The sequence below is a fragment of the Pseudomonas edaphica genome (assembly GCF_965277385.1).
GTDB classification, from domain to species: domain Bacteria; phylum Pseudomonadota; class Gammaproteobacteria; order Pseudomonadales; family Pseudomonadaceae; genus Aquipseudomonas; species Aquipseudomonas edaphica.
On the sequence record NZ_OZ255725.1, the window covers coordinates 993,421 to 1,015,160 of the forward strand.

19 protein-coding genes and 4 pseudogenes are annotated in these 21,740 nt (G+C 60.8%); 11 read left to right on the top strand and 12 right to left on the bottom strand.

The window, feature by feature from the left end; all coding sequences use genetic code 11:
- Positions 1-75: 75 nt before the first annotated feature.
- Both ACQY47_RS04085 and ACQY47_RS04090 read left to right on the top strand, forming a co-directional pair.
- The gene (locus tag ACQY47_RS04085; RefSeq protein WP_099550054.1) at positions 76-777 is read left to right on the top strand and encodes a histidine phosphatase family protein; all 702 of its coding nucleotides are present in this window, start codon (positions 76-78) and stop codon (positions 775-777) included.
- Between the two features lie 199 nt (positions 778-976).
- The gene (locus tag ACQY47_RS04090; RefSeq protein ID WP_428555919.1) at positions 977-2,032 is read left to right on the top strand and encodes a permease; all 1,056 of its coding nucleotides are present in this window, start codon (positions 977-979) and stop codon (positions 2,030-2,032) included.
- 118 nt (positions 2,033-2,150) lie between these two features.
- Here the strand turns inward: ACQY47_RS04090 and mnmH are convergent, their stop codons facing one another.
- The 4 genes from mnmH to ACQY47_RS04110 form a co-directional block, all read right to left on the bottom strand.
- Positions 2,151-3,254, bottom strand: a complete 1,104-nt coding sequence (mnmH, locus tag ACQY47_RS04095) for a tRNA 2-selenouridine(34) synthase MnmH (protein WP_236462337.1) — start codon at positions 3,252-3,254, stop codon at positions 2,151-2,153.
- Positions 3,254-4,288 carry a selenide, water dikinase SelD gene (gene selD / locus ACQY47_RS04100; RefSeq protein ID WP_428555922.1) on the bottom strand — a complete coding sequence of 345 codons (1,035 nt, stop codon included), beginning with the start codon at positions 4,286-4,288 and terminating at the stop codon, positions 3,254-3,256. The genes mnmH and selD overlap by 1 nt, the downstream gene beginning before the upstream one ends.
- 94 nt (positions 4,289-4,382) lie before the next feature.
- A complete protein-coding gene (locus ACQY47_RS04105) occupies positions 4,383-5,132 on the bottom strand; it encodes a TerC family protein (protein ID WP_428555925.1) in 750 nt (249 codons plus the stop codon).
- A gap of 28 nt (positions 5,133-5,160) precedes the next feature.
- Entirely contained in the window at positions 5,161-5,412 is a 252-nt protein-coding gene (locus ACQY47_RS04110; RefSeq protein WP_017134560.1) for a hypothetical protein, read from the bottom strand.
- 134 nt (positions 5,413-5,546) lie between these two features.
- On the opposite strand from ACQY47_RS04110, the gene nhaR reads away from it, so the two are divergent.
- Complete coding sequence (gene nhaR, locus ACQY47_RS04115) at positions 5,547-6,449, top strand: transcriptional activator NhaR (protein ID WP_017134561.1); 903 nt, start codon at positions 5,547-5,549, stop codon at positions 6,447-6,449.
- 126 nt (positions 6,450-6,575) lie between these two features.
- Here the strand turns inward: nhaR and ACQY47_RS04120 are convergent, their stop codons facing one another.
- Positions 6,576-7,733: an MFS transporter gene (locus ACQY47_RS04120; protein WP_099550058.1), complete on the bottom strand. Its 1,158-nt coding sequence runs from the start codon at positions 7,731-7,733 to the stop codon at positions 6,576-6,578.
- Between the two features lie 242 nt (positions 7,734-7,975).
- Here ACQY47_RS04120 and sstT point away from each other — a divergent pair, with 242 nt between their 5' ends.
- On the top strand, positions 7,976-9,196 hold the full coding sequence (gene sstT / locus ACQY47_RS04125) for a serine/threonine transporter SstT (protein WP_017134563.1): 1,221 nt from the start codon (positions 7,976-7,978) through the stop codon (positions 9,194-9,196).
- Between the two features lie 68 nt (positions 9,197-9,264).
- Here the strand turns inward: sstT and ACQY47_RS04130 are convergent, their stop codons facing one another.
- Entirely contained in the window at positions 9,265-9,774 is a 510-nt protein-coding gene (locus tag ACQY47_RS04130; RefSeq protein WP_053255427.1) for a DUF1993 domain-containing protein, read from the bottom strand.
- A gap of 117 nt (positions 9,775-9,891) precedes the next feature.
- Between ACQY47_RS04130 and ACQY47_RS04135 the strand changes: the two genes are divergently transcribed.
- Positions 9,892-10,542, top strand: coding sequence for a YceH family protein (locus tag ACQY47_RS04135; protein WP_017134565.1), 651 nt, complete (start codon positions 9,892-9,894; stop codon positions 10,540-10,542).
- Between the two features lie 120 nt (positions 10,543-10,662).
- Here ACQY47_RS04135 and ACQY47_RS04140 read toward each other — a convergent pair whose 3' ends face one another.
- Positions 10,663-11,481, bottom strand: a complete 819-nt coding sequence (locus tag ACQY47_RS04140) for a shikimate 5-dehydrogenase (protein WP_138452640.1) — start codon at positions 11,479-11,481, stop codon at positions 10,663-10,665.
- A gap of 156 nt (positions 11,482-11,637) precedes the next feature.
- Between ACQY47_RS04140 and ACQY47_RS04145 the strand changes: the two genes are divergently transcribed.
- From ACQY47_RS04145 to ACQY47_RS04155, 3 genes are all read left to right on the top strand, one after another.
- The gene (locus tag ACQY47_RS04145) at positions 11,638-11,991 is read left to right on the top strand and encodes a hypothetical protein (RefSeq protein WP_017135284.1); all 354 of its coding nucleotides are present in this window, start codon (positions 11,638-11,640) and stop codon (positions 11,989-11,991) included.
- A gap of 256 nt (positions 11,992-12,247) precedes the next feature.
- Entirely contained in the window at positions 12,248-12,442 is a 195-nt protein-coding gene (locus ACQY47_RS04150) for a hypothetical protein (RefSeq protein ID WP_010211349.1), read from the top strand.
- A gap of 90 nt (positions 12,443-12,532) precedes the next feature.
- Positions 12,533-12,715: a hypothetical protein gene (locus ACQY47_RS04155; RefSeq protein WP_017135285.1), complete on the top strand. Its 183-nt coding sequence runs from the start codon at positions 12,533-12,535 to the stop codon at positions 12,713-12,715.
- Positions 12,716-12,732: 17 nt separating this feature from the next.
- Here the strand turns inward: ACQY47_RS04155 and ACQY47_RS04160 are convergent, their stop codons facing one another.
- Together ACQY47_RS04160 and ACQY47_RS04165 are read right to left on the bottom strand one after the other, a co-directional pair.
- Positions 12,733-13,800: an AI-2E family transporter gene (locus tag ACQY47_RS04160; protein WP_017135286.1), complete on the bottom strand. Its 1,068-nt coding sequence runs from the start codon at positions 13,798-13,800 to the stop codon at positions 12,733-12,735.
- Between the two features lie 93 nt (positions 13,801-13,893).
- A pseudogene (locus ACQY47_RS04165) lies at positions 13,894-14,340 on the bottom strand (thioredoxin family protein); the annotation flags it as partial.
- Positions 14,341-14,606: 266 nt separating this feature from the next.
- On the opposite strand from ACQY47_RS04165, the gene yegQ reads away from it, so the two are divergent.
- On the top strand, positions 14,607-15,920 hold the full coding sequence (yegQ, locus tag ACQY47_RS04170) for a tRNA 5-hydroxyuridine modification protein YegQ (RefSeq protein WP_428555936.1): 1,314 nt from the start codon (positions 14,607-14,609) through the stop codon (positions 15,918-15,920).
- Between the two features lie 65 nt (positions 15,921-15,985).
- On the opposite strand, the gene ACQY47_RS04175 is transcribed toward yegQ, so the two are convergent.
- The 3 genes and pseudogenes from ACQY47_RS04175 to ACQY47_RS04185 all read right to left on the bottom strand — a co-directional run bounded on the left by ACQY47_RS04175 (position 15,986) and on the right by ACQY47_RS04185 (position 19,231).
- Entirely contained in the window at positions 15,986-16,807 is an 822-nt protein-coding gene (locus ACQY47_RS04175) for a methyl-accepting chemotaxis protein (protein WP_395600994.1), read from the bottom strand.
- A 36-nt stretch (positions 16,808-16,843) separates the two neighbouring features.
- A pseudogene (locus ACQY47_RS04180) lies at positions 16,844-17,665 on the bottom strand (cache domain-containing protein); the annotation flags it as partial.
- 246 nt (positions 17,666-17,911) lie between these two features.
- Positions 17,912-19,231, bottom strand: a complete 1,320-nt coding sequence (locus ACQY47_RS04185) for a Na+/H+ antiporter family protein (RefSeq protein WP_169987274.1) — start codon at positions 19,229-19,231, stop codon at positions 17,912-17,914.
- A 1,451-nt stretch (positions 19,232-20,682) separates the two neighbouring features.
- On the opposite strand from ACQY47_RS04185, the pseudogene ACQY47_RS04190 reads away from it, so the two are divergent.
- Both ACQY47_RS04190 and ACQY47_RS04195 read left to right on the top strand, forming a co-directional pair.
- Positions 20,683-20,829: pseudogene (locus tag ACQY47_RS04190) on the top strand (HAMP domain-containing protein); the annotation flags it as partial.
- A 348-nt stretch (positions 20,830-21,177) separates the two neighbouring features.
- Positions 21,178-21,687, top strand: a pseudogene (locus tag ACQY47_RS04195) (methyl-accepting chemotaxis protein); the annotation flags it as partial.
- Positions 21,688-21,740: the final 53 nt, after the last annotated feature.

Consider the following 21,740-nt stretch of genomic DNA (forward strand, 5'->3'; position numbering starts at 1 on the left):
ACCGCAGCACGCTGGATGCGTCGCTGGGGCCAGGCTTGCTCGCCTTAATCGCTGCACTGAAGACTCGAAACTACAATGACAATCAAGCCTCTGTGCCTTGCGCAACGTCTTAAACGTTATGCCTACATCATGTTGCCGCTATTGCTGGTGGGCGGCGCCATCGGCCTGACCCTGGAGTCGCGAATCAGCCGCGCCGCGCCGGTGGACGGTGTGCAAACCCTGGTGTTCCTGCGCCACGGCGAAAAACCCGTCGGCGGCCTCGGCCAGCTCAATTGCCAGGGTTTGAACCGCGCGATGAACCTGGCCACCGTGCTGCCGGAAAAATTCGGCAAGGCCAACTACGTGTTTGCGCCCAACCCAACGCGCAATGTCGAGGAAGGCGAGCACGATAATTCCTACAGCTACATTCGGCCCCTGATGACCATCAGCCCCAGCGCCATCAAGCTTGGCCTGCCGGTGAACATCAAGTTCTCCGCCAATGACACCCACGACCTCGCCGATGAGCTGGTGGAAGACAAGTACCACAATTCCATCATCTACACCGCCTGGTCACACGGTTATTTGCCGGAGCTGATCAACCGGGTGGCCAGTGAAGCCTCGGGTGAAAAACACACCATCACGGACGATTGGTCGGGCGGCGATTACGACACGCTCTATGTACTGACACTGACCTGGCACAACGGCAAGGCTTCGCTGCTGAGCCGCAACTACAAGCAAGGCCTGGATAACGGCCAGCAGACATGCCCGGATGCAACCCAAGTGAGCGCGGATATCTGAAGCCCTGCAGATAGAGCCCACGCTCCCGCGTAGGAATTCACTCCGTAACGCTCAACTTTCACCCTGCGCGAGGTTCAGGTGCTGGGGCCAGCGTCGCGACGCAGAGCGTCTCAGCCTGCATTCCCACGCAGGAGCGTGGGAACGATCGGTGGTAGGCGCGTATGATGCCCCGCTATTGAATCATCTGCGGACCTGCACCATGCCCAACCTCATCTCCACCCAGCCCAACCGGGGCTGGTCGTTCTGGTGGAAACCAGCGCTGTTCATATTGGTGGCCTGCATCGGCCTCTATTACGTGAAGTGGTCGCCCTACTACCTCAAGGCCTTTGTCGCTGCGGATAACCACAGCATCGGCGCCTCGATTCTCAACGATCAGCAAAGCGCGCCTTTGGCCGCGGCATTGGCCTATGCCCAGGTGTATTTCCTGGCGATCTGGAAAGCTGCCGTATTGGCGGTGATTCTGGGGTCACTGCTGCAAGTGTTGATCCCCCGCGACTGGCTATTGCGCCTGTTTGGCCGCGCCGGGCTGGGTTCGACCCTGCGTGGCGGGCTGTTCGCCTTGCCGGGGATGATGTGCAGTTGCTGCGCGGCCCCGGTGGCAGCGGGCATGCGCCGTCAGCAGGTGTCGGTGGGCGCGGCGCTGGCCTTCTGGATCGCCAACCCGGTGCTGAACCCGGCAACCTTAGTGTTCATGGGCTTTGTGCTGGGTTGGGGCTTTACCGCGTTACGCCTGGTGGCGGGGATTGTGCTGGTGGTGGGCGTGTCGCTGGTCGCACAACGCATTGCCCGTCCCGACCATGTGCCGGAAGCGGCACTGGACGCAGTGGCTGACGCGAGTCAGACCGAGTCGCAGCCATTTTTGAGCCGGTGGCTGCGGACTCTGTGGCAGTTGTTCTGGAGCACGATCCCGATCTATATCCTCGCCGTGCTGATTCTGGGCGCCGCGCGGGTGTGGCTGTTTCCCCATGTCGACGGGGCCATGGCCAATAGCCTGGTGTGGCTGATACCGCTGGCCATCGTCGGCACGCTGTTCGTCATTCCTACGGCAGCCGAGATTCCTATCGTACAAACCATGATGACATTGGGCATGGGCACCGGCCCGGCCGTGGCGTTGCTGATGACCTTGCCCAGCGTGAGCCTGCCGTCGCTGTTGATGCTGCGCAAGGACTTCGACGCGCGGGTGCTGGTGACGGTGGCCGGGCTGACCATGCTGGTGGGGGTGGTGTGTGGGCTGATCGGGGCGGTGATTCTTTAGGCTTTGTTGTGGGGCTTAGGGCCTAATCGCAGGCAAGCCAGCTCCCACATGTTGATCTGTGAATGCAGTCAAATGTGGGAGCTGGCTTGCCTGCGATGAGGCCCTCAAACCCACCGCATCACCCCCGCCTGGCACCCCGCTCGCGCAAGTACTCCACCACCGCGCCCTGCTCCCCGGCAAACTCGATTCGCGCACCTTTGCTTTCACGCTGGAACGCATACATCGGGTCGTAATACTCGCGCAACAGGCCTTCGATCCACACCCGGTGTAAATCCACAGCACCGCTGCGCGCCTGCTCTGCCAGGGCATCTTGCAAAATGGCCTGCAAGCGCTGGAAGCGTTCGCCACCCAGGCGCTTGTGGATGTTGGCCAGGCTCTGGGTCAAGCGCTCGGCAAACAACGCCTGCCCGCCTTCGCCAAACACCGCGATAAATTCGGCGCAAAGATCAACCACGTAATCGCGCAGAATCCGTTCGACGCGGCCTTCAACACTGTCTTGCAGCCATACCATCGGGAAGGTCTGCATGCCCTTATGCAACGGCAACGGCAGTGCACAGCTGCCGATCATGCGGCTTTCGTCCTCGACCACAAACTGTTCGATACCGCCCGCGCGTTTCTTCAGCAGGTCCACCGCCAGGCGGTTCTCAAAGTCGATGTTGGACGGTTGCGCCGTCGCGCGCTTGCCGAAGCTGGAGCCGCGATGGTTGGCGTGCCCTTCAAGGTCCAAGGCATTGCGCAACTGGCTCAACACCTCGGTCTTGCCGGTCCCGGTCATGCCGCCGAGCAAGACGAAATCACACTCGGCCGTCGCTTGCTCCAGGGTTTCCAGCAGAAAGGTGCGCATGGCCTTGTAACCGCCGCCGACGCGGGGATACTCGATACCCGCTTCGGTCTTCAACCATTGCTGCACGATCTGCGACCGCAGCCCGCCGCGAAAGCAGTACAGGTAGCCGTCGGGGTTGGCCTGGGCGAATTGCGCCCAATGCTCGATGCGCTCGGCCTTGATTGCCCCGGACACCAACTCATGCCCCAGCACGATGGCCGCTTGCTGGCCCTGCTGTTTGTAGCAGGTGCCGACCCGCTGGCGTTCGTCGTCGGTCATCAGCGGCAGGTTGACCACGCCGGGAAACGCCCCCTTGGTGAACTCGATCGGCGCGCGGGTATCCATCATCGGCCGGTCGTTGAGGAAGATGTCGCGGTAGTTGGTGATGTCAGTTGCCATCAAAACACCTCTACCGCGTGGGTCTGTCGCTCAACCAGTGCGCCGATTGGCTCAAGGCTCAGGCCCAGTTCTGCGGCCACAGAGTGAAACTCGGCGTCGCCCTCCGGGGTAACGGCGATCAGCAGGCCGCCGCTGGTCTGGGGGTCGCACAGCACGCGCTTGTGCAGTTCCTGCAGACGCCCCAGCTTGCTTGAATAGCTGTCGAAATTACGCAAGGTGCCACCGGGCATGCAGCCTTGGTCCAAGTAGTCCTCGATCCCGGCCAGGCGTGGGACTTTGGCATATTCGATGCAGGCGGTGAGACCACTGCCGTCGGCCATTTCCACCAGATGACCCAACAGGCCGAAACCGGTGACATCGGTCATGGCCGTTACGCCGGCCAACTTGCCAAAACGGCTGCCAGGCTTGTTGAGCGTGCACATCCAGTCACGGGCCAGGCCGATGTCCGCCTCGCGCAATTTGCCCTTCTTCTCGGCGGTGGTAAGGATGCCGATGCCCAGCGGTTTGGTCAGGTACAGCTTGCAACCCGCGGTGGCGGTGTCGTTGCGTTTCATATGGCGCTTTTGCACGATGCCGGTCACGGCCAGGCCGAAGATCGGCTCCGGCGCGTCGATGGAGTGCCCGCCTGCCAGTGGAATGCCGGCGGCGTCGCACACCGAGCGGCCGCCACGGATCACTTCGCGGGCTACTTCCGGCGCCAGCACATTCACTGGCCAGCCCAGAATCGCAATGGCCATCAGCGGGTCGCCGCCCATGGCGTAGATATCGCTGATCGCGTTGGTGGCAGCAATACGGCCGAAGTCGAACGGATCATCGACAATCGGCATGAAAAAGTCGGTGGTGGAGACCACGCCGCGTTCGTCGTCGATGGCGTACACCGCCGCATCATCACGCGAGGCGTTGCCCACCCACAGGTTGGGGTCGAGGTTCTGTGCGCCGCTGCCGGCGAGGATCACTTCCAGCACCTGGGGCGAAATCTTGCAGCCGCAACCCGCGCCGTGGCTGTATTGGGTGAGGCGAATCGGCTCGTTCATGGTGGACCTCAAGGTAACAAGTGGGCCGATTCTAACAGACAGCAAAAAGCCGGCTGGGCTCTTGTGAGCGCAGCCGGCTTTTTGGGTTCAGTGCTTACTGGCGGGCAGCGAGCAAACGCTTGTGGCGGTTACGCCGGGCGATGTTCAGGCATTCGATCACCGCCGAGAACGCCATGGCCGCATACACATAGCCTTTTGGCACATGGGCGCCGAAACCTTCGGCGATCAGCGTCATGCCGATCATGATCAAGAAGCCCAGGGCCAGCATCACCACCGTCGGGTTGTCGTTGATGAACTTGGCCAACGGCTCGGCCGCCACCAGCATCACGATCACCGAGACCACCACGGCGATGATCATGATCGGCAGGTGCTCGGTCATGCCCACGGCGGTAATGATGCTGTCAATGGAGAACACCAGGTCGAGCAACAGAATCTGCCCAATCGCGGCGGCAAAGCCGATGGCCACGGTGTTGCTGACGCTGGCTTTCTCCTCGGGCTCCGGGTCCATGCTGTGATGGATCTCGGTGGTGGCCTTCCACACCAGGAACAGGCCGCCGGCGATCAGGATCATGTCCTTCCAGGAAAACGCCTGGCCGAAGATTTCAAACACCGGCGCGGTCAGCTGCACGATAAACGCGATGGTACTCAACAGGCCCAGACGCAGGATCAACGCCATGCTGATGCCGATACGCCGCGCTTTGGCCCGGTGTTTTTCGGGCAGCTTGTTGGTGAGGATCGAGATGAAGATCAGGTTGTCGATGCCCAGCACGATTTCCATGACGATCAAGGTGGCCAGTGCAACCCAGGCGGTCGGGCTGGCGGCCAGTTGTAAAAGGTAGTCCATAGGTCAGTCCTGACGTTGTGCTGGGAAATTAAGCTTCTTTACGCTGGGTTTCAGATTCTTTTTCGGCCTGCTCAGCGTCTTTTTCAGGTTTGATCAAACCTTGGGTCGCTTCACTCAATGCCTGCTCGGCGGCCTTGTGGGTGTCATCGATGGCTTGTTTGGCCGATTCGGTGGCTTTGCCCAGCACCTGCTGCGCGCTCTTTTCGACTTGATCACAGCCGCTGATCATCACCAATGAAAGCGCAAGTACGGACGCCGCGCCCAGGGAATTGAGTTTCATCATGTATTCCTCGTTAGAACCATTGGGTCCAAATAGTGGCCCCTCGATAGCGAGGCATTCTATGCAGCTGAACAGTTCAGTAAAATTCGTATTTTTCTCACGTATACTTCGGTTTTTACGAAGTGTAGACCGCCATGCTCAATTATCGACAATTGCATTACTTCTGGGTGGTGGCCAAGACCGGCAGTATTGTGCGCGCCTGTGAGCAACTGAACCTCACGCCGCAGACCATCAGCGGCCAGATCAGCCTGCTGGAGCAGACCTTTGGTATCGCCCTGTTTCAGCGTGTCGGTCGCCAATTGGAACTCACCGAAGCCGGGCGACGGGCCTTGCCCTATGCCGAGCAGATGTTCCAGACCGGTAACGAGCTGGAAGCCATGTTGCGCGCAGCACCCGACGAACAGCAGATCCTGTTTCGGGTCGGGGTCGCGGATGTGGTGCCAAAATCCATCGTTTATCGGCTGATCGCGCCGACCATGGAGTTGAGCGAGCCGATGCGCATCACCTGCCGCGAAGACAAACTCGAACGGTTATTGGCCGACCTGGCGATCCAGCGCCTGGACCTGGTGATCTCCGACAGCCCTATGCCCACGCATCTGGACATCAAAGGCTACAGTCAGAAACTGGGGGAGTGCGGCATCAGCTTTTTCGCCACCCAGGCATTGGCGGACCAGTATGGCGGCGATTTCCCACACTGCCTGCAGGGCGCGCCGTTATTGATTCCGGGCGCAGAAACGGTAGTACGCAGCCGCTTGCAACGCTGGTTCGCCGAGCAGCAGATCCAGCCGAAGATCATCGGCGAGTTCGACGACAGCGCGTTGATGCAGGCATTTGGCCAATCCGGCAGCGGGATTTTTATCGCTCCCAGCGTGATCGCCGATGAGGTGGTGCGCCAATATGGCGTGGCGCTGATCGGCCAGACCGATGCGGTCACCGAGTCGTTCTACGCGATCTCGGTGGAGCGCAAGATCAAGCACCCTGGCATCGTGGCGATTACCGAAGGCGCGCGGCGCGAGCTGTTTACCGCCCTGCCCTGACGGCAAGGTGTGGGAGCTGGCTTGCCTGCGATAGCATCACCTCGGTCTTACTGATACACCGAGGTGCCTGCATCGCGGGCAAGCCCGGCTCCCACATAAGCCTGATCCCGTCCCAGCCAGGCTGACTCAGGCGCTGGACGCCATCGGCTGCTCGGCGGTCATCAACCACAGCGCCAGCAGGATCGATACGAGGATAAATCCGGACGCCGCAAACCCCAGGTTGGCAAGGCCCAGGGTGTCGATCACATGCCCACCCACCATTGCCCCCAGGCCAATACCCAAGTTGGCGCCGGCGATATTCAGCGACGCCGCAAACGCCGGGGCGTGGGGCGCGGCTTTCATCAAGCGCACATGGCTGACCAGAAACATCGCCGCCTGGGTCACGCCCCACACCGCCATCGCCGCTGCCAGGCCGAGGGTGGAGTGAATCGCCGGGACCACCGCGACCATGCCGGCGATCATGAACCCGCAAAACACCATGGACGCAATCAGCGGGTGACGATCCACCGCACGCCCGCCGAGGGCGTTGCCGATCAGGCCCACTGCGCCAAAACCCATCAAGCACCAGCCCACCAGCGTGCCGTCGAAGCCGGCCAGGCGCTCAAGGATGTCTGCCAGGTAGGTGTAAGCGGTAAACATGCCGCTGAAGACCAGGATCGACAGCAGGATATGGCCCTGCATCAACGGGTTGCGCAGGAGCTTGAACTGCGAGCGCAGGCTCACCTGATCGTTCTTCGGTGTGGTCACCGGCAGGTAGATAAACAGCAGCAAGGCCTTGGCCAACGCCACCACGGCGAGAATCGCAAACGCTGTGCGCCAGCCGAACATATCGGAGATCAAGGTGCCAACCGGAATGCCGAACACCGTGGCGCAGACAATCCCGAAACCGATCTTTTCAATGGCCCGGCCGGCAAACTCCGGCCCGACGATGTCCACCGCCGTTTCACTCGCCAAGGCCCAAAACACTGGCAAACCCAACGCCGGAATCAAGCGCGCCAAGGCCATGACCCAGATGTTCGGCGCCAATGCCGCCACGGTATTAGCCAGCGCAAACATGATCAGGATGCAGATAAACAGGCGCTTGCGCTGGAACCGCGCGAAGTACGCGGTCAGGAACGGCCCGAATGCCGCCACGGTAAACGCGAACAACGTCACCAGCAGCCCGGCCTGGGACACGCTGACGTTCAGGTCGCGGGCGATCGACGGCAGCAGCCCGACAATGATGAATTCTGTGGTCAGCACGGTAAAACCGGCGGCCGACAGCAGCAGGATAGGGAACAACATGAAAACTCCAGAAACGACGACATCAACGACAGCCCGAAGGGCTCGCTGACGGAGAGGAAAGATGAGAGGCCGCAATCTTAACAGAATAGGCCTTGGCCTGGCCAAACCCTACAGTTGCGGGTGACGGAATGCCGCACCGAAACGGGACGCTTCCTACAGCATGTTAGACTTTGGGCCTGCTTCCTACGTCGCTATGTGCCTGCAATGCTGCGTCCTACTAAAAAAACTAGAGACAACTGTTTATGACTGCTGCCCCTTCCCTGCTGCAACGACTGATGCGCGTCAGCCTGGTCACCCAAATTGTCATCGGCCTGGTGGCCGGTATCTTACTGGCCTTGCTGTTGCCCGAGGCTGCGCGAGCCACTGGTTTTATCGGCAAGGTGTTTGTCACCGCGCTGAAGGCCGTTGCGCCGATTCTGGTGTTTGTCTTGGTAATGGCGTCTATCGCCAACCATAAACATGGCCAGGAAACCCATATCAAGCCAATCCTGTTCCTGTACCTGCTCGGCACCTTTGCCGCTGCCGTCGTCGCAGTGGTTGCCAGCATGCTGTTCCCGTCGCCTTTGGTGCTGGCTACCCACGACGCCACCGTCAGCGCCCCCGGCGGCATCGGCGAAGTGCTGCAAAGCCTGCTGCTGAGCGTGGTGGATAACCCGGTGAGCGCGCTGATGAATGCCAACTTTATCGGCATCCTGGCCTGGGCCATCGGCATGGGCATCGCGATTCGCCATGCAGGTGTTACCACTCGCACGGTGCTCGATGACCTGTCCAATGGCGTCACCCTGATCGTGCGCGTCGTCATCCGCTTTGCGCCGCTGGGTATCTTCGGCCTGGTGGCCTCGACCCTGGCCACCTCCGGTTTCGGCGCCCTGCTCGGCTATGCCCACCTGCTGGTGGTGCTGATCGGCTGCATGCTGTTTGTCGCGCTGGTGATCAACCCCGCCATCGTGTTCTGGAAACTGCGCCGCAACCCTTATCCGCTGGTGCTGATGTGCTTGCGCGAAAGCGGCATCACCGCATTCTTCACGCGCAGTTCGGCGGCGAATATTCCGGTGAACCTGGCGCTGAGCAAACGCCTGGGCCTGCATGAAGACACTTACTCGGTGTCGATCCCGCTGGGCGCCACCATCAATATGGCCGGCGCGGCGATTACCATCACCGTGTTGACCCTGGCCGCCGTGCACACGCTCGGTATTGCCGTGGACCTGCCAACCGCCGTGCTCCTCAGCGTGGTCGCGGCGGTATGTGCCTGCGGCGCGTCGGGTGTGGCCGGTGGCTCGTTGCTGCTGATTCCCCTGGCGTGCAGCCTGTTCGGCATTCCCAGCGAGATCGCCATGCAGGTGGTGGCCGTAGGTTTCATCATCGGTGTGCTGCAGGACTCGGCGGAAACCGCGCTCAACTCGTCCACCGATGTGCTGTTCACGGCAGCCGCCTGCCTGGGCAAGGAAGAGCAAACGGCTTAACTATCCAGGCGTAAAAAAGCCCGGGGCGTTCGACAGCAACGATCCCGGGCTTTTTTGTATCTGGATGCTTAGAAAGCGCCCATGTAATCGCGTTTGCCCACTTCCACACCGTTGTGACGCAGCAAAGCGTAAGCGGTGGTGACGTGGAAGAAGAACTGCGGCAGGCCATAAGTCAGCAGGTAAGACTGACCGCTGAAGCGCTTCTCTTTCGGCGTGCCTGGGCGGGTGATGATCTCGATGCCTTCCTTGCCGTCGATTTGCTCAGGCTTGATGGTGTCGACAAATGCCAGCACCTTGGCGATCAGTGCTTGCAGATCGGCGAAGGTCACTTCGCTGTCTTCGTACTTCGGCACTTCGATCTCGGCCAGGCGCGCGGAAACGCCCTTGGCGAAGTCGACGGCGATCTGCACCTGGCGCACCAGCTGGAACATGTCCGGGAACAGACGCGCTTGCAGCAAGGCATTGGGTTCGATGTTCTTGGCGGTGGCGTGGGCTTCGGCTTTGTTCAGCACGTCGCTCAGCGCGTTGAGCATTTGCTTGAAGACCGGGATGGAGGCGGCGTACAGGGAAATAGTCATGACAGTCTCACGATGATGGCAGGGTTTGGAACCAGCGGCGATTATAGCCATGCCTGCGGCTTGTCTTTTATTTTTTCAGGATTAGGCTAGTGAGCTTCACTGCATAGGGAAAGCGCGATGACCGCCGAGCACGACACCGACACCCCTGAGCCGCGCCTGAACAGCACGGAAATCCGCATCCTGGGCTGCCTGATCGAAAAACAGGCGACCAACCCGGAAACCTACCCGCTCACACTCAATGCGCTGGTGCTGGCCTGCAACCAGAAGACCAGCCGGGAACCGGTGACCAACTTGAGCCAGGGCCAGGTCGGCCAGAGCCTGCGGGTGCTCGAGGGCCAAGGCTTTACCCGCCTGGTGATGGGCAGCCGCGCCGACCGCTGGGAGCATCGGGTGGACAAGGCACTGGAGCTGGTGCCGGCCCAGGTAATCCTGATCGGGCTGCTGTTTCTGCGCGGGCCGCAGACCGTCAACGAACTGCTGACCCGCAGCGGGCGCATGCATGACTTTGAAGATGCCGAACAGGTCGTGCACCAGCTTGAACGCCTGATTGCGCGCGGGCTGGCAGTATTGGTGCCGCGCCAGGCAGGGCAACGGGAAGATCGTTATACCCATGCGTTGGGGGATCCGGCGGATATTGAGGCGATCATCGCGGCACGCGGGAGCCCGGTGGAGCGTTCGGCCGGCGGAGTTTCGGTGGAGCGTATTGAGGAGCTTGAAGCCAGGATCGCAGCGTTGGAAGAGCGCCTGGCCCAGTTGGAACAGGCTTAACCCGATTAAAAATGTGGGAGCGGGCTTGCCCGCGATTGCGGTGGGTCAGTGACGTATAAGGCGGCTGACACGCCCTCATCGCGGGCAAGCCCGCTCCCACATTTGGATCTGCGCAGTGCTTTAATTTCGGGCGAAAGCCACTGCCGCCTGGAACTGTTCATCCGTTGGCCGCACACCGGTGTACAGCACAAACTGCTCCAACGCCTGGATTGCGATCACTTCCAACCCGGTAATCACTCGTTTGCCCTGGGCACGCCCGCGCACGATCAACGGCGTTTCGGCGGGGATCGCCACCACATCGAATACAGTGTCTGCAGCGTCCACAGCATCGGCCGCAAAGGCCAACTGGTCCGCTTCTGCACCGCCGGTCATGCCGATCGGCGTCACGTTGACCAGCATCTGCGGGCGCAACTCGCCCAGCTCTGCTTGCCACTCATACCCCAGGCTCTGCGCCAACGCCCGGCCCGCCGCTTCGTTGCGTGCCACAATCACGCCGTTGGCATAACCGCCGTCACGCAGGGCACTGGCTACCGCCTTGCCCATGCCGCCGCTGCCACGCAGCGCGAAGGTCGAATCCTTGGGCACCGCGTGCTTTTTCAACAATTGTTCCACGGCAATGTAGTCGGTGTTGTAGGCCTTGAGATGGCCGTCGGTGTTAACGATGGTGTTGAGCGAAGTAATGGCCTTGACCGAGGCATCCAACTCATCGACCAGGGCAATGGCAGCTTCCTTGAACGGCATGGACACCCCGCAACCACGGATGCCCAGCGCCCGAATGCCGCCGATCGCGCCGGGCAAATCCTGGCTGCTGAAGGCTTTATAGTAGAAGTTCAGCCCCAGCTGTTCGTACAGATGGTTGTGAAATCGCAAGCCAAAATTCCCGGGACGCGCCGACAATGACATGCACAGTTGGGTGTCCTTGTTGGGGTGCATCTGCATGGAAAACTCCTTTGAGTAAGCAAATCGGTACAGACCTTACACAACCTTTACCTAGCGGCGGTGCTGTTTTTCAGAAATACGTTGTCTTAAAAGTATCCCCGCGACAATCCTTGAGTCTATTGATTGCAGACCACAAGCGCAGGGGCTAACCGAGGAATGACCATGATTCGTAAAATCCCCAAAATCGCCTTGCTTATCGGCGCACTCGCTATGGCAGGCCAAGCCTCCGCCCACGGTGGTGGTTGGGGTGGCCCGGCCATATTGGGTGGTTTGATCGGCGCAGCCGTTGTTGGCTCCGTAGTTGCCAGCCAATCCCAGCCGGTTTACGTGCAGCAACCGGTGTATGTCCAGCCGCAACCGGTGTATGCCGCGCCGCCGCCGGTCTACTACGCACCGCCACCGCCGGTGTATGTGCAACAGCGGGTTTACTACCGCCCGGCGCCGGTCTATTACGGCCCACCACGCGGCTACTATGGCCCTCCCCACGGTTATTATGGCCGCGGCTGGTAACACGCAGTCAGGTTAGAAATGAACAGGCCTCGCCCACACGCGGGGTCTTTTTTTACCTGCGTTTTGCCTGGGTTTTGCCTGAAAAGCCCGGTTTTATCATGCCAAGGTCGCTATGAGGACAATGCCCGAGCCGCAATCCCACATCATGACGGTCAAATGTCCACTTGCTTGACCTGGGCCTGCGCTGTCATGTTTACGTCACTCAACGGTCTCACTATCGAGCGGTCCACCCAATAACAATTAAGGACGACTGACCATGCCCACGCAAAACCCGCACCGCACCGCTGGCCTGTGCACGTCCAGCAAGGTTTACAGCGCACTTACCGAACTCAAGCACCTTGAGGGCCACCGCAGCGCAAAATTTCTCGCGCTGCTGGCAGAAAACCTGGTGCGCAAAGGCCTGCTCAGCGAGCAGGAAGTGGTGAACATGCTCGATCAAGTAGTGGATTGACGCCTGGCGTTAATGTTGACTATCGAGAAGGGTGATTTTTCCTGCGCGCCATCAGCCCGTAAGGTGACCCCCATACCTTTGGAGGTGCCTATGCCTACTGTTCAAATCATGTCCGTTGTCGGCAGTGCCGTCCCCGCCCCACTCCGGGAGCTCGGGTTGCTGGCCTGCTGGTATGTGGTACGCGATGGCGAAACCATCAGCGGCCCGCTCACCTCGCTGTCCGCTGCGCAACAACAGCAACAACAGGTGTCGAACTTCAGGCTCCATGCCTGAAGCCTCACGCCTGAGAACTAGGGCAATGGCAGTTTGACCCGCGGCTTGCTTTCGACAAACAACGCCCAACTGGACATAAACAGCGCCGCCACCAGCGGCCCGATCACAAAGCCATTCAAGCCAAACACCGACAGGCCGCCCAAGGTCGAGATCAGGATCAGGTAATCCGGCATCTTGGTGTCTTTGCCCACCAGGATCGGGCGCAATACATTGTCCACCAGCCCGATCACGAACACGCCGAACAAGCCCAGTACCACGCCCTGCCAGATCGAACCGCTCAACAGGAAGTAGGCGGCCACCGGCCCCCACACGATCCCAGCGCCGACGGCTGGCAGCAACGACAGAAACGCCATCAACACCGCCCAGAGCAACGCGCTGGGAATGTCCAGAAACCAGAAGATCAAACCGCCCAGCGCACCCTGGGTCACGGCGACCAATACGTTGCCCTTGACGGTCGCACGTACCACCCGATTGAACTTGAGTTGCAACCGACGCTTTTGCGGCTCGGCCAACGGCACCGCCGTACGTACTTTGCGCACCAGTTCCGGGCCGTCACGCAGCAGGAAAAACAGCAGGTACAGCATGATGAAAAAGCTCACCAGGAAATCAAACGTGCCCTGGCCGAAGCTGAACGCCTGGGTGGCAAAGAACTGGCTGCCTTGCATGGCGCTCTTGACGATCTTTTCCCGCAGCCCCTCCAGGTTACCCATGCCGAAGCGGTCGAGCAGGTGCTGGAAGTACGGTGGCAGGATGTTCTTGAACTGTTCGATATACCCCGCCACGTCCAATTTGCCGCTTTCGATATTTTTATAGAGGGTGGCGCCCTCTTGCACCAGCAGCACGCTGGTGATGATCACCGGCAAAATTGCGATCACCAGGCATACCGTAAGGGTGGCCAGGGACGTCAGGTTGCGGTTCCAGCTGAAGCGTTGCTGCAGGCGCCGCTGCATCGGGGCGAAGATGATGCCAAGGATGACCGCCCAGAACACCGCGCCGTAGAACGGCAGCAATATCCAGATAAAGGCGATGGTCACCAGGGCCAGCAATAACAGCAGGGTTTTGAATTGAAGGTTGGTTTGGTTCATGTCCGGTCCATGTCAGAAAAGCAGAGGGCCTTCAGCGGCCCTGTTGCTTAGTCCGCGGCAGAACCTGGGAGTGCCCTTCAAGCGTAGACCGCCTCATTGAATCGCCCTGGCCTCATTCAACAGTACTTCAATCACCTGTTCCTGAGCCTCGTAGCGTCCCTCACCGAAGTGGCTGTAACGCACGTGCCCCTTGGCATCGATCAGGTAGTGGGCCGGCCAATATTGGTTATCGAAGCTGCGCCAGATCGCGTAGTTATTGTCGATAGCCACCGGATAACCGATGCCCAGCTTGCGCACCTGTTCCTTGACGTTGGCCGGGATGTGCTCAAACGCGTATTCGGGCGTGTGTACGCCAATCACCACCAAACCGTCTTTTTCGTAGCGTTTGGCCCAGGTATTGACGTAGGGCAGCGCACGCCGGCAGTTGATGCAGTCATAGGTCCAGAAATCCACCAGCACTACTTTGCCTTTGAGCGCTTCAAGGCTCAGAGGCGGTGAGTTGAGCCATTCGACCGCTCCCGCCAGCGACGGCGTGGCACCCGCAGGTTGCTTGCTCTCGCCACTGGCCATCCAGCTTGCGGTCAGAGCGAAAGCCAGCAGCAGGCTGGTAAACAGGAATGTGATAGGTCGCATGGTGATTACCTTGTCGAGTCGCAGAGTGCCTATTGAAACCCTCTGAGGTATCACGCCTGTGTCGAACGGCACCCGCCGATACACAGCGATACAAAACCCGCAAAAGCCCGACCTGGATCAATAAATGCGTGTGCCAGCTCCTTTACGCTCGCGACCTTTTGCGACCCGAGCCCATGCCCCCCGTGATTGCCCCCGAACTACTCGCCCCCGCCGGCACCCTGAAAAACATGCGCTATGCCTTCGCCTACGGCGCCGATGCGGTCTACGCCGGCCAGCCGCGCTACAGCCTGCGGGTGCGCAATAACGAGTTCGACCACGCCAACCTCGCACTCGGCATCCAGGAGGCGCATGCACTGGGCAAGCGTTTCTACGTGGTGGTCAACATTGCCCCGCACAACGCCAAGCTCAAGACCTTCCTCAAGGATTTGGCCCCGGTGATCGCCATGGGGCCGGACGCGTTGATCATGTCCGACCCAGGCTTGATCATGCTGGTACGCCGTCACTTCCCGTGCGTGCCGATTCACTTGTCGGTACAGGCCAATACGGTGAATTGGGCCAGCGTCGAGTTCTGGCAGCAGCAAGGTATCTGCCGGGTGATTCTGTCGCGGGAATTGTCACTGGAAGAAATCGGCGAAATCCGCCAACAAGTGCCGGCCATGGAGCTGGAAGTGTTTGTGCACGGCGCCCTGTGCATGGCCTATTCCGGGCGCTGTTTGTTGTCCGGCTATATGAACAAGCGCGATGCCAACCAAGGCACCTGCACCAACGCGTGCCGCTGGAAATACCAGGCCACGCCGGCGGTGGAGAACGCCACGGGCGAAATCGTCCAGCAGTGTGAACCGACCTTGGGTATCGGCGCGCCGACCGATCAGGTGTTCCTGCTGCAGGAAGCCAACCGCCCGGATGAGCAGATGCCCGCCTTCGAAGACGAACACGGCACCTACATCATGAACGCCAAGGACCTGCGCGCCGTGCAGCACGTGGAGCGCCTGGCGCACATGGGCGTGCATTCGCTGAAGATCGAAGGGCGCACCAAGTCCCACTTCTATTGCGCGCGCACCACCCAGGTGTATCGCCAGGCCATTGACGATGCGGTGGCTGGCCGTGCGTTTGACCGCAACCTGATGACTGATCTTGAGTCCCTGGCCCAACGCGGCTACACCGAAGGTTTCCTGCGTCGCCATGTGCACGACGAATACCAGAACTACCAGAACGGCAGCTCGGTGTCGGAACGCCAGCAGTTTGTCGGCGAATTGACCGGCGAGCGCCGGGGCGAGCTGGCCGAGGTCAAGGTGAAAAACCGCTTTGCCGTGGGTAATCATCTGGAATTGATGACACCGGCCGGCAACTTTCACTTTGACCTGACCAACCTGCACAACGCCAAGGGCGAGGCCATAGACGTGGCGCCGGGGGATGGGCACACGGTGTATGTGCCACTGCCGAGCGACATGGGCCTGCGCTTCGGCCTGCTGATGCGTGACGTCTAACGCAGGGGCGGTGACAGGCCTATTTGTATCAGCGCCAGGCAAACATACGCTAAGGCCAGGGTTGATCAGATCCTGAACTGCCCCACCAACTGCCCCAGGCGCTGGCCCAGGTCCGCCAGGCTGCGCGAGGTTTGCGCGCCCAATTGGGTTTCATCCGCCACGCTGTCGACCGCCACGGCAATCTGATGCACGCTGCGGTTGATCTCTTCGGCCACGGCGGTCTGCTCTTCGGCGGCGCTGGCGATTTGCGCGTTCATCGAGTTGATGGTGCCAATCAACTGCGCCATGGTATCCAGCGACGCGCCGGCTTGGTTGGCCTGGGCCGAAGTGCCATCACCGGCATCGCTGGAGCGGCGCATGGCATCCACGGCGGCGACGGTGCCTTTTTGCAGGCGGTCGATCATGCCCTGGATTTCCTGGGTGCTGGTTTGCGTGCGACTGGCCAGCGCACGCACCTCGTCGGCGACCACCGCAAACCCGCGACCAGCCTCGCCTGCCCGTGCGGCTTCGATGGCGGCGTTGAGCGCCAGCAGGTTGGTCTGCTCGGCAATCGAGCGGATCACGCCGAGCACGCTGACGATCGACGACACGTCCTGCTGCAAGCTGTCGAGGGACACGCCGCTGCTGCGGATGTCGTTCACCAGCGCATGGATCTGTGCGATGCTGCCATCCACTACCCGCTTGGCGGCCTGGCCTTCAGCGTCGGTCTGTTGCGCGGCCACCGCAGCGCCCTGGGCACTGCGCGCCACTTCGTGGGCCGCCGAGGACATTTGGTTGATTGCGGTGGCCACCTGATCGGTCTCGTGGCGCTGGCGTTCCATGGCGGTTTCCGAGCGCTGGGCCTGATCGGACACCTGGCTGACCAGCCCGGTGAGTTGCGCGGTCATCTCGGTGATCTGGCGCACCAGGCCGTGGATCTTGTCGACAAAGCGGTTGAACGCGCCGGCCAAGTCCCCCAACTCATCCTGGCTGGTGATGGCCAGGCGGCGGGTCAAGTCGCCCTCGCCCGCGGCGATATCGTCGAGGTTGGCTTTCATCAGGCTCAGTGGGCGCAAGATGGTATTGGCCACCAACATGCCCACTGCAGCAATCACCAGCAGCACCACCACCGCCACGCCAAGGATGCTCAGCAGCACGCCTTCCATGCGTTTTTCGACCTTGGCCTCGACCACCGCCACCTGGGCTTCGATGCCATCGAGGTTCACCGACGTACCAATCACCATGTCCCACTTGGGCAGGTATTCGGTGTAGCCAAGCTTGGGCACCAGTTCGGTCTGGCCGGGCTGGGTCGAGCTGTATTGCAGGTAGTGGGTGCCGTCCTTGCCGACCTTGACCAGGTCGCGGTTGACGTAGACACCGTTGGGGTCACGGTTGTCCTTGAAGCTCTTGCCTACGCCGTCCGGGCTGTTGCCCTTGAACAGGCGGATGGTCTCGGAGTCGTAGCCGAAGAAGTAGCCGTCCTTGCCGTAGGTGGTGTTGGACAACAGTTTGACTACCTGCGCCCGCGCCGCCGTGTCGCCGGGGGCGGCCGCGTCGTAGAGCGGCTTGATGGTGGTCATCGCCACTTCCACATAACTTTGCAGCGTGGCCTTGGCGTCATTGAGCAGGCGCTGGCGGGTTTCATCCACCTCATTGCGCGCCTGGCCCTGCAGGATCCACACCGTGGTCAGGCTGATGACCACGGCAAACAACAACACAGGCACGACGGCCAGGGACAGGACTTTGGCCTTCAAACTCAGACGCATGGCTTTTCTCTCTTATTCGTGGCGACTTGAGAGGTTAACGGCCAGTGGCGAAATATCTGTAGGACACCTTGGCTAAGTGGCGACTGGACTGTTGTGGCGAGCAGGCTTGCCCTGCGTTGGGCTGCGTAGCAGCCCCCTTTTCAGGCGCCGTAACACGCCAGGTAGATCGAGGTGTCTGGATTCAGGACCGCTTCGCGCTCCAACGCAGGGCAAGCCTGCTCGCCACAATTGAACCTGTTCCAGATACTAGAGGGTCATCGCGGCAAACCAGCCAAACGCCAGCAACGGAATGTTGTAGTGCAGGAAGGTCGGCACCACGGTGTCCCAGATATGGTGATGCTGGCCGTCAATATTCAGGCCGGAAGTCGGGCCGAGCGTGGAGTCCGACGCTGGCGAACCGGCATCGCCCAGCGCCCCCGCCGTACCCACGATGCACACAATCGCCAACGGACTGAAGCCCAGCTGCACACACAACGGCACAAAAATCGCCGCCAGAATCGGCACCGTAGAAAAGGACGAACCAATGCCCATGGTCACCAACAGCCCCACCAGCAACATCAGCAGCGCGCCCACACCACGGCTATGACCAATGAATGCCGCCGAGGCTTCCACCAGTGAGCGCACGTCACCGGTGGCCTTGAGCACTTCGGCAAACCCCGATGAGGCGATCATGATGAAGCCGATCATCGCCATCATCTTCATGCCTTCGGTGAACAGGTCGTCGGTCTCGCGCCAGCGCACAATGCCCGACACCGAAAAGATCAGAAACCCAGCCAGGGCGCCGATGATCATCGAATCCAGCCACAACTGAATGATAAACGCCGAGGCAATTGCCAGCCCGGCCACCAGCAGGGTCAGCGGGTTGTACTGCACGGCTACTTGCTCGACGCGCTCGATTTTTTCCAGGTCATACACACGCTTTTTGCGGTAGCTGATAAACACCGCCACCAGCAGGCCCACCACCATGCCCAACGCCGGCAAACCCATCGCGTGAGTGACGTTGACCTGGCTGATGTCCACGCCGCTCTTGGCCACGTTGGCCAACAGGATCTGATTAAGGAAGATATTGCCGAAGCCCACCGGCAGGAACATGTAGGGCGTGATCAGGCCGAAGGTCATCACGCAGGCGATCAGCCGGCGGTCCAGTTGCAGCTTGGTCAGCACGTAAAGCAGTGGCGGCACCAGCAGCGGGATAAACGCAATATGGATCGGCAGAATATTCTGCGAAGCAATCGCCACCACCCACAACAGACCAATCAGCAGCCATTTGACATGACTTCCGCCGGTGGCTTCCTGGCGATCGACCAACAGCAGCGCCTTGTCCGCCAAGGCATGCGCCAGGCCGGACTTGGCAATCGCCACCGCGAAAGCGCCGAGCAAGGCGTAGGACAACGCCACGGTCGCGCCGCCGCCCAAGCCGCCGTTAAAAGCCTTGAGCGTGGCCTCGATGCCCAACCCGCCGGTCAAGCCACCGACCAGGGCGCCGACGATGATGGCGATGACCACATGCACACGGGACAAACTGAGCACCAGCATGGTGCCGACCGCGGCGATGACTGCGTTAATCATGGTTACCTCAAGCAAAAAACATAAAAAACAGACAGGCCCGCGACCGGGCGGCCATCAAGTGGCGTCCGTGTGCAGGCTTTAAGAGGTCTTATTAGAGGGCGCGCACTTTGCCGCAGGCGGGCCGTCATGTCAAAAACTGTGGCGAGGGAGCTTGCTCCCGCTGGGCTGCGCAGCAGCCCCAAAAAAACAGGAGCGCTGCGCACTGGAGCGCCAGCGGGAGCAAGCTCCCTCGCCACAGAATAAAGAAGCGTGAAAGGCAGCCGATACAAAGACTCTCTGTGTTTTCAGGTTAAGGATGCTCCTCGATGTCGCTTAGACAGCTCTCCATTCAATGGAAAATCACCCTGCTCGCGGGCCTGTGCCTGCTGGGGATCGTGACCCTGCTGGTGGGTCTGTCGCTTTTTCGCATGGAGCAGAGTTCGCAACAGGTCAAAGCGTCCAGCATGCAGATGCTCGACGCGTCCGCCCAGGCGCGCATCGAGGCCCAAGGTGAAGTGCAGGCGCTGGGCATTCGCCAGCAATTCATGGACGCCTATCAGTACGGCCATGGTTTTTCGCGCCAAGTGTTGTTTTTGCGTGAGCAGGCGGAAAAACGCTTCCTCGACGCCTTCGATACCCGCGAAGACCTGACCCGCCAAGTCAAGGCCGCCCTGCAAGCCAACCCCGATCTGCTCGGCCTGTCGTTGGTGTTTGAGGCCAATGCGCTGGACGGCAAGGACGAGTTGTTCGCCAATCAGGCAGAACTGGGCAGCAACGACAAAGGCCGCTTCGCCCTCTACTGGTCGCAGCCCACACCCGGCAAACTCACCTCCATGTCACTACCCGAAAGCGACATGGCCGACATCAGCGTCGGCCCCAGCGGCGAGAAGGCTAACGCCTGGTTCACCTGCCCACGCACTACGCTGAAACCCTGCGTGATCGAACCGTACTTTTATGTGATCGACGGGCAAAACGTGCTGATGACCAGCATCGTCTTCCCGCTGATGGTCAACGGCAAAGTCATTGCCTCGCTGTCGGTGGACATCAACCTCAACAGCCTGCAGGCCGTGAGCCAACAGGCCAGCCAGAAGCTGTATGACGGCCAGACCCAGGTCAGCATCCTCAGCCCCACCGGTTTGCTCGCCGGCTACAGCCCGGACGCCGGCAAACTCAGCCAGCGTCTGGATCAGGTCGACAGCGCCAGCGGCGCGCAACTGATCAGCGTACTGGCCAGTAACCCCCAGACCAGCAGCCTGCGTACCGACCATCAACTCAAGGTGCTGGCGCCCTTCGCGCCGATTCCCGGCGGCAAGCCGTGGGGCGTGTTGCTGGATGTGCCGGAAAAAGTCCTGGTCGGCCCCGCCGAAACACTCAAGGCGCAGTTGGACGCGGACAACGCCCGTGGCACGTTGCTGGAACTGAGCCTGGGCCTGCTGGCGGCCGTGGTTGGCTTAGTGCTTGTGTGGCTGATGGCCCGCAGCGTGACCCGGCCGATCCTCGGCGTGGCACGCATGCTCGAAGACATCGCCAGCGGCGAAGGCGACCTCACCCGCCGCCTGGCCTACGACAAACAGGATGAACTGGGCCAACTGGCCGGCTGGTTCAACCGCTTCCTCGACAAGCTGCAACCGATCATTGCCCAAGTGAAACGCTCGGTGCAGGACGCCCGTGGCACTGCCGACCAGTCCGCCGAAATCGCCACGCAAACCAGCGCCGGCATGGAGCAGCAATACCGTCAGGTCGACCAAGTGGCCACCGCCTCCCACGAAATGAGCGCCACCGCCCAGGACGTCGCCCGCAGTGCTGCCCAGGCGGCACACGCCGCACGCGATGCCGACCAGGCCACACGCGACGGCTTGAGTGTGATCGACCGCACCACCACCAATATCGGCAACCTGGCGGCGGATATGAGCACCGCCATGGCCCAGGTCGAAGGCTTGGCGGCCAATAGCGAGAAGATCGGTTCGGTGCTGGAAGTGATTCGCGGCATCGCCGAGCAAACCAACCTGCTGGCACTCAACGCCGCCATCGAAGCCGCCCGCGCCGGTGAGGCTGGGCGTGGTTTTGCGGTGGTCGCCGACGAAGTACGCAACCTGGCGCAGCGCACCCAGGAGTCGGTAGAAGAAACCCGCCTGGTGATCGAGCACCTGCAAAGCGGCACCACCGACGTGGTTGGCTCCATGGGCAATAGCTATCGGCAGGCCCAAGGCAGTGTCGAACAGGTCGGCCAGGCGGTCACCGCTTTGCGTCAGATTGGTGAGGCGGTCACGGTGATCAGCGACATGAACCTGCAAATCGCCAGCGCCGCCGAACAGCAAAGCGCCGTGGCCGAAGAGATCAACAGCAATGTGGCGACGATACGGGATGTGACTGAATCGCTGTCGGAGCAGGCGAATGAATCGGCGCGGGTGAGCCAGGCGTTGAACAGCCTGGCGAATCAGCAGCAGGGGTTGATGGATCAGTTTAGGGTGTAACGCTTCAAGGTGAAGGGCATCCAATGTGGGAGCGGCGGTGCGACGATTCGACT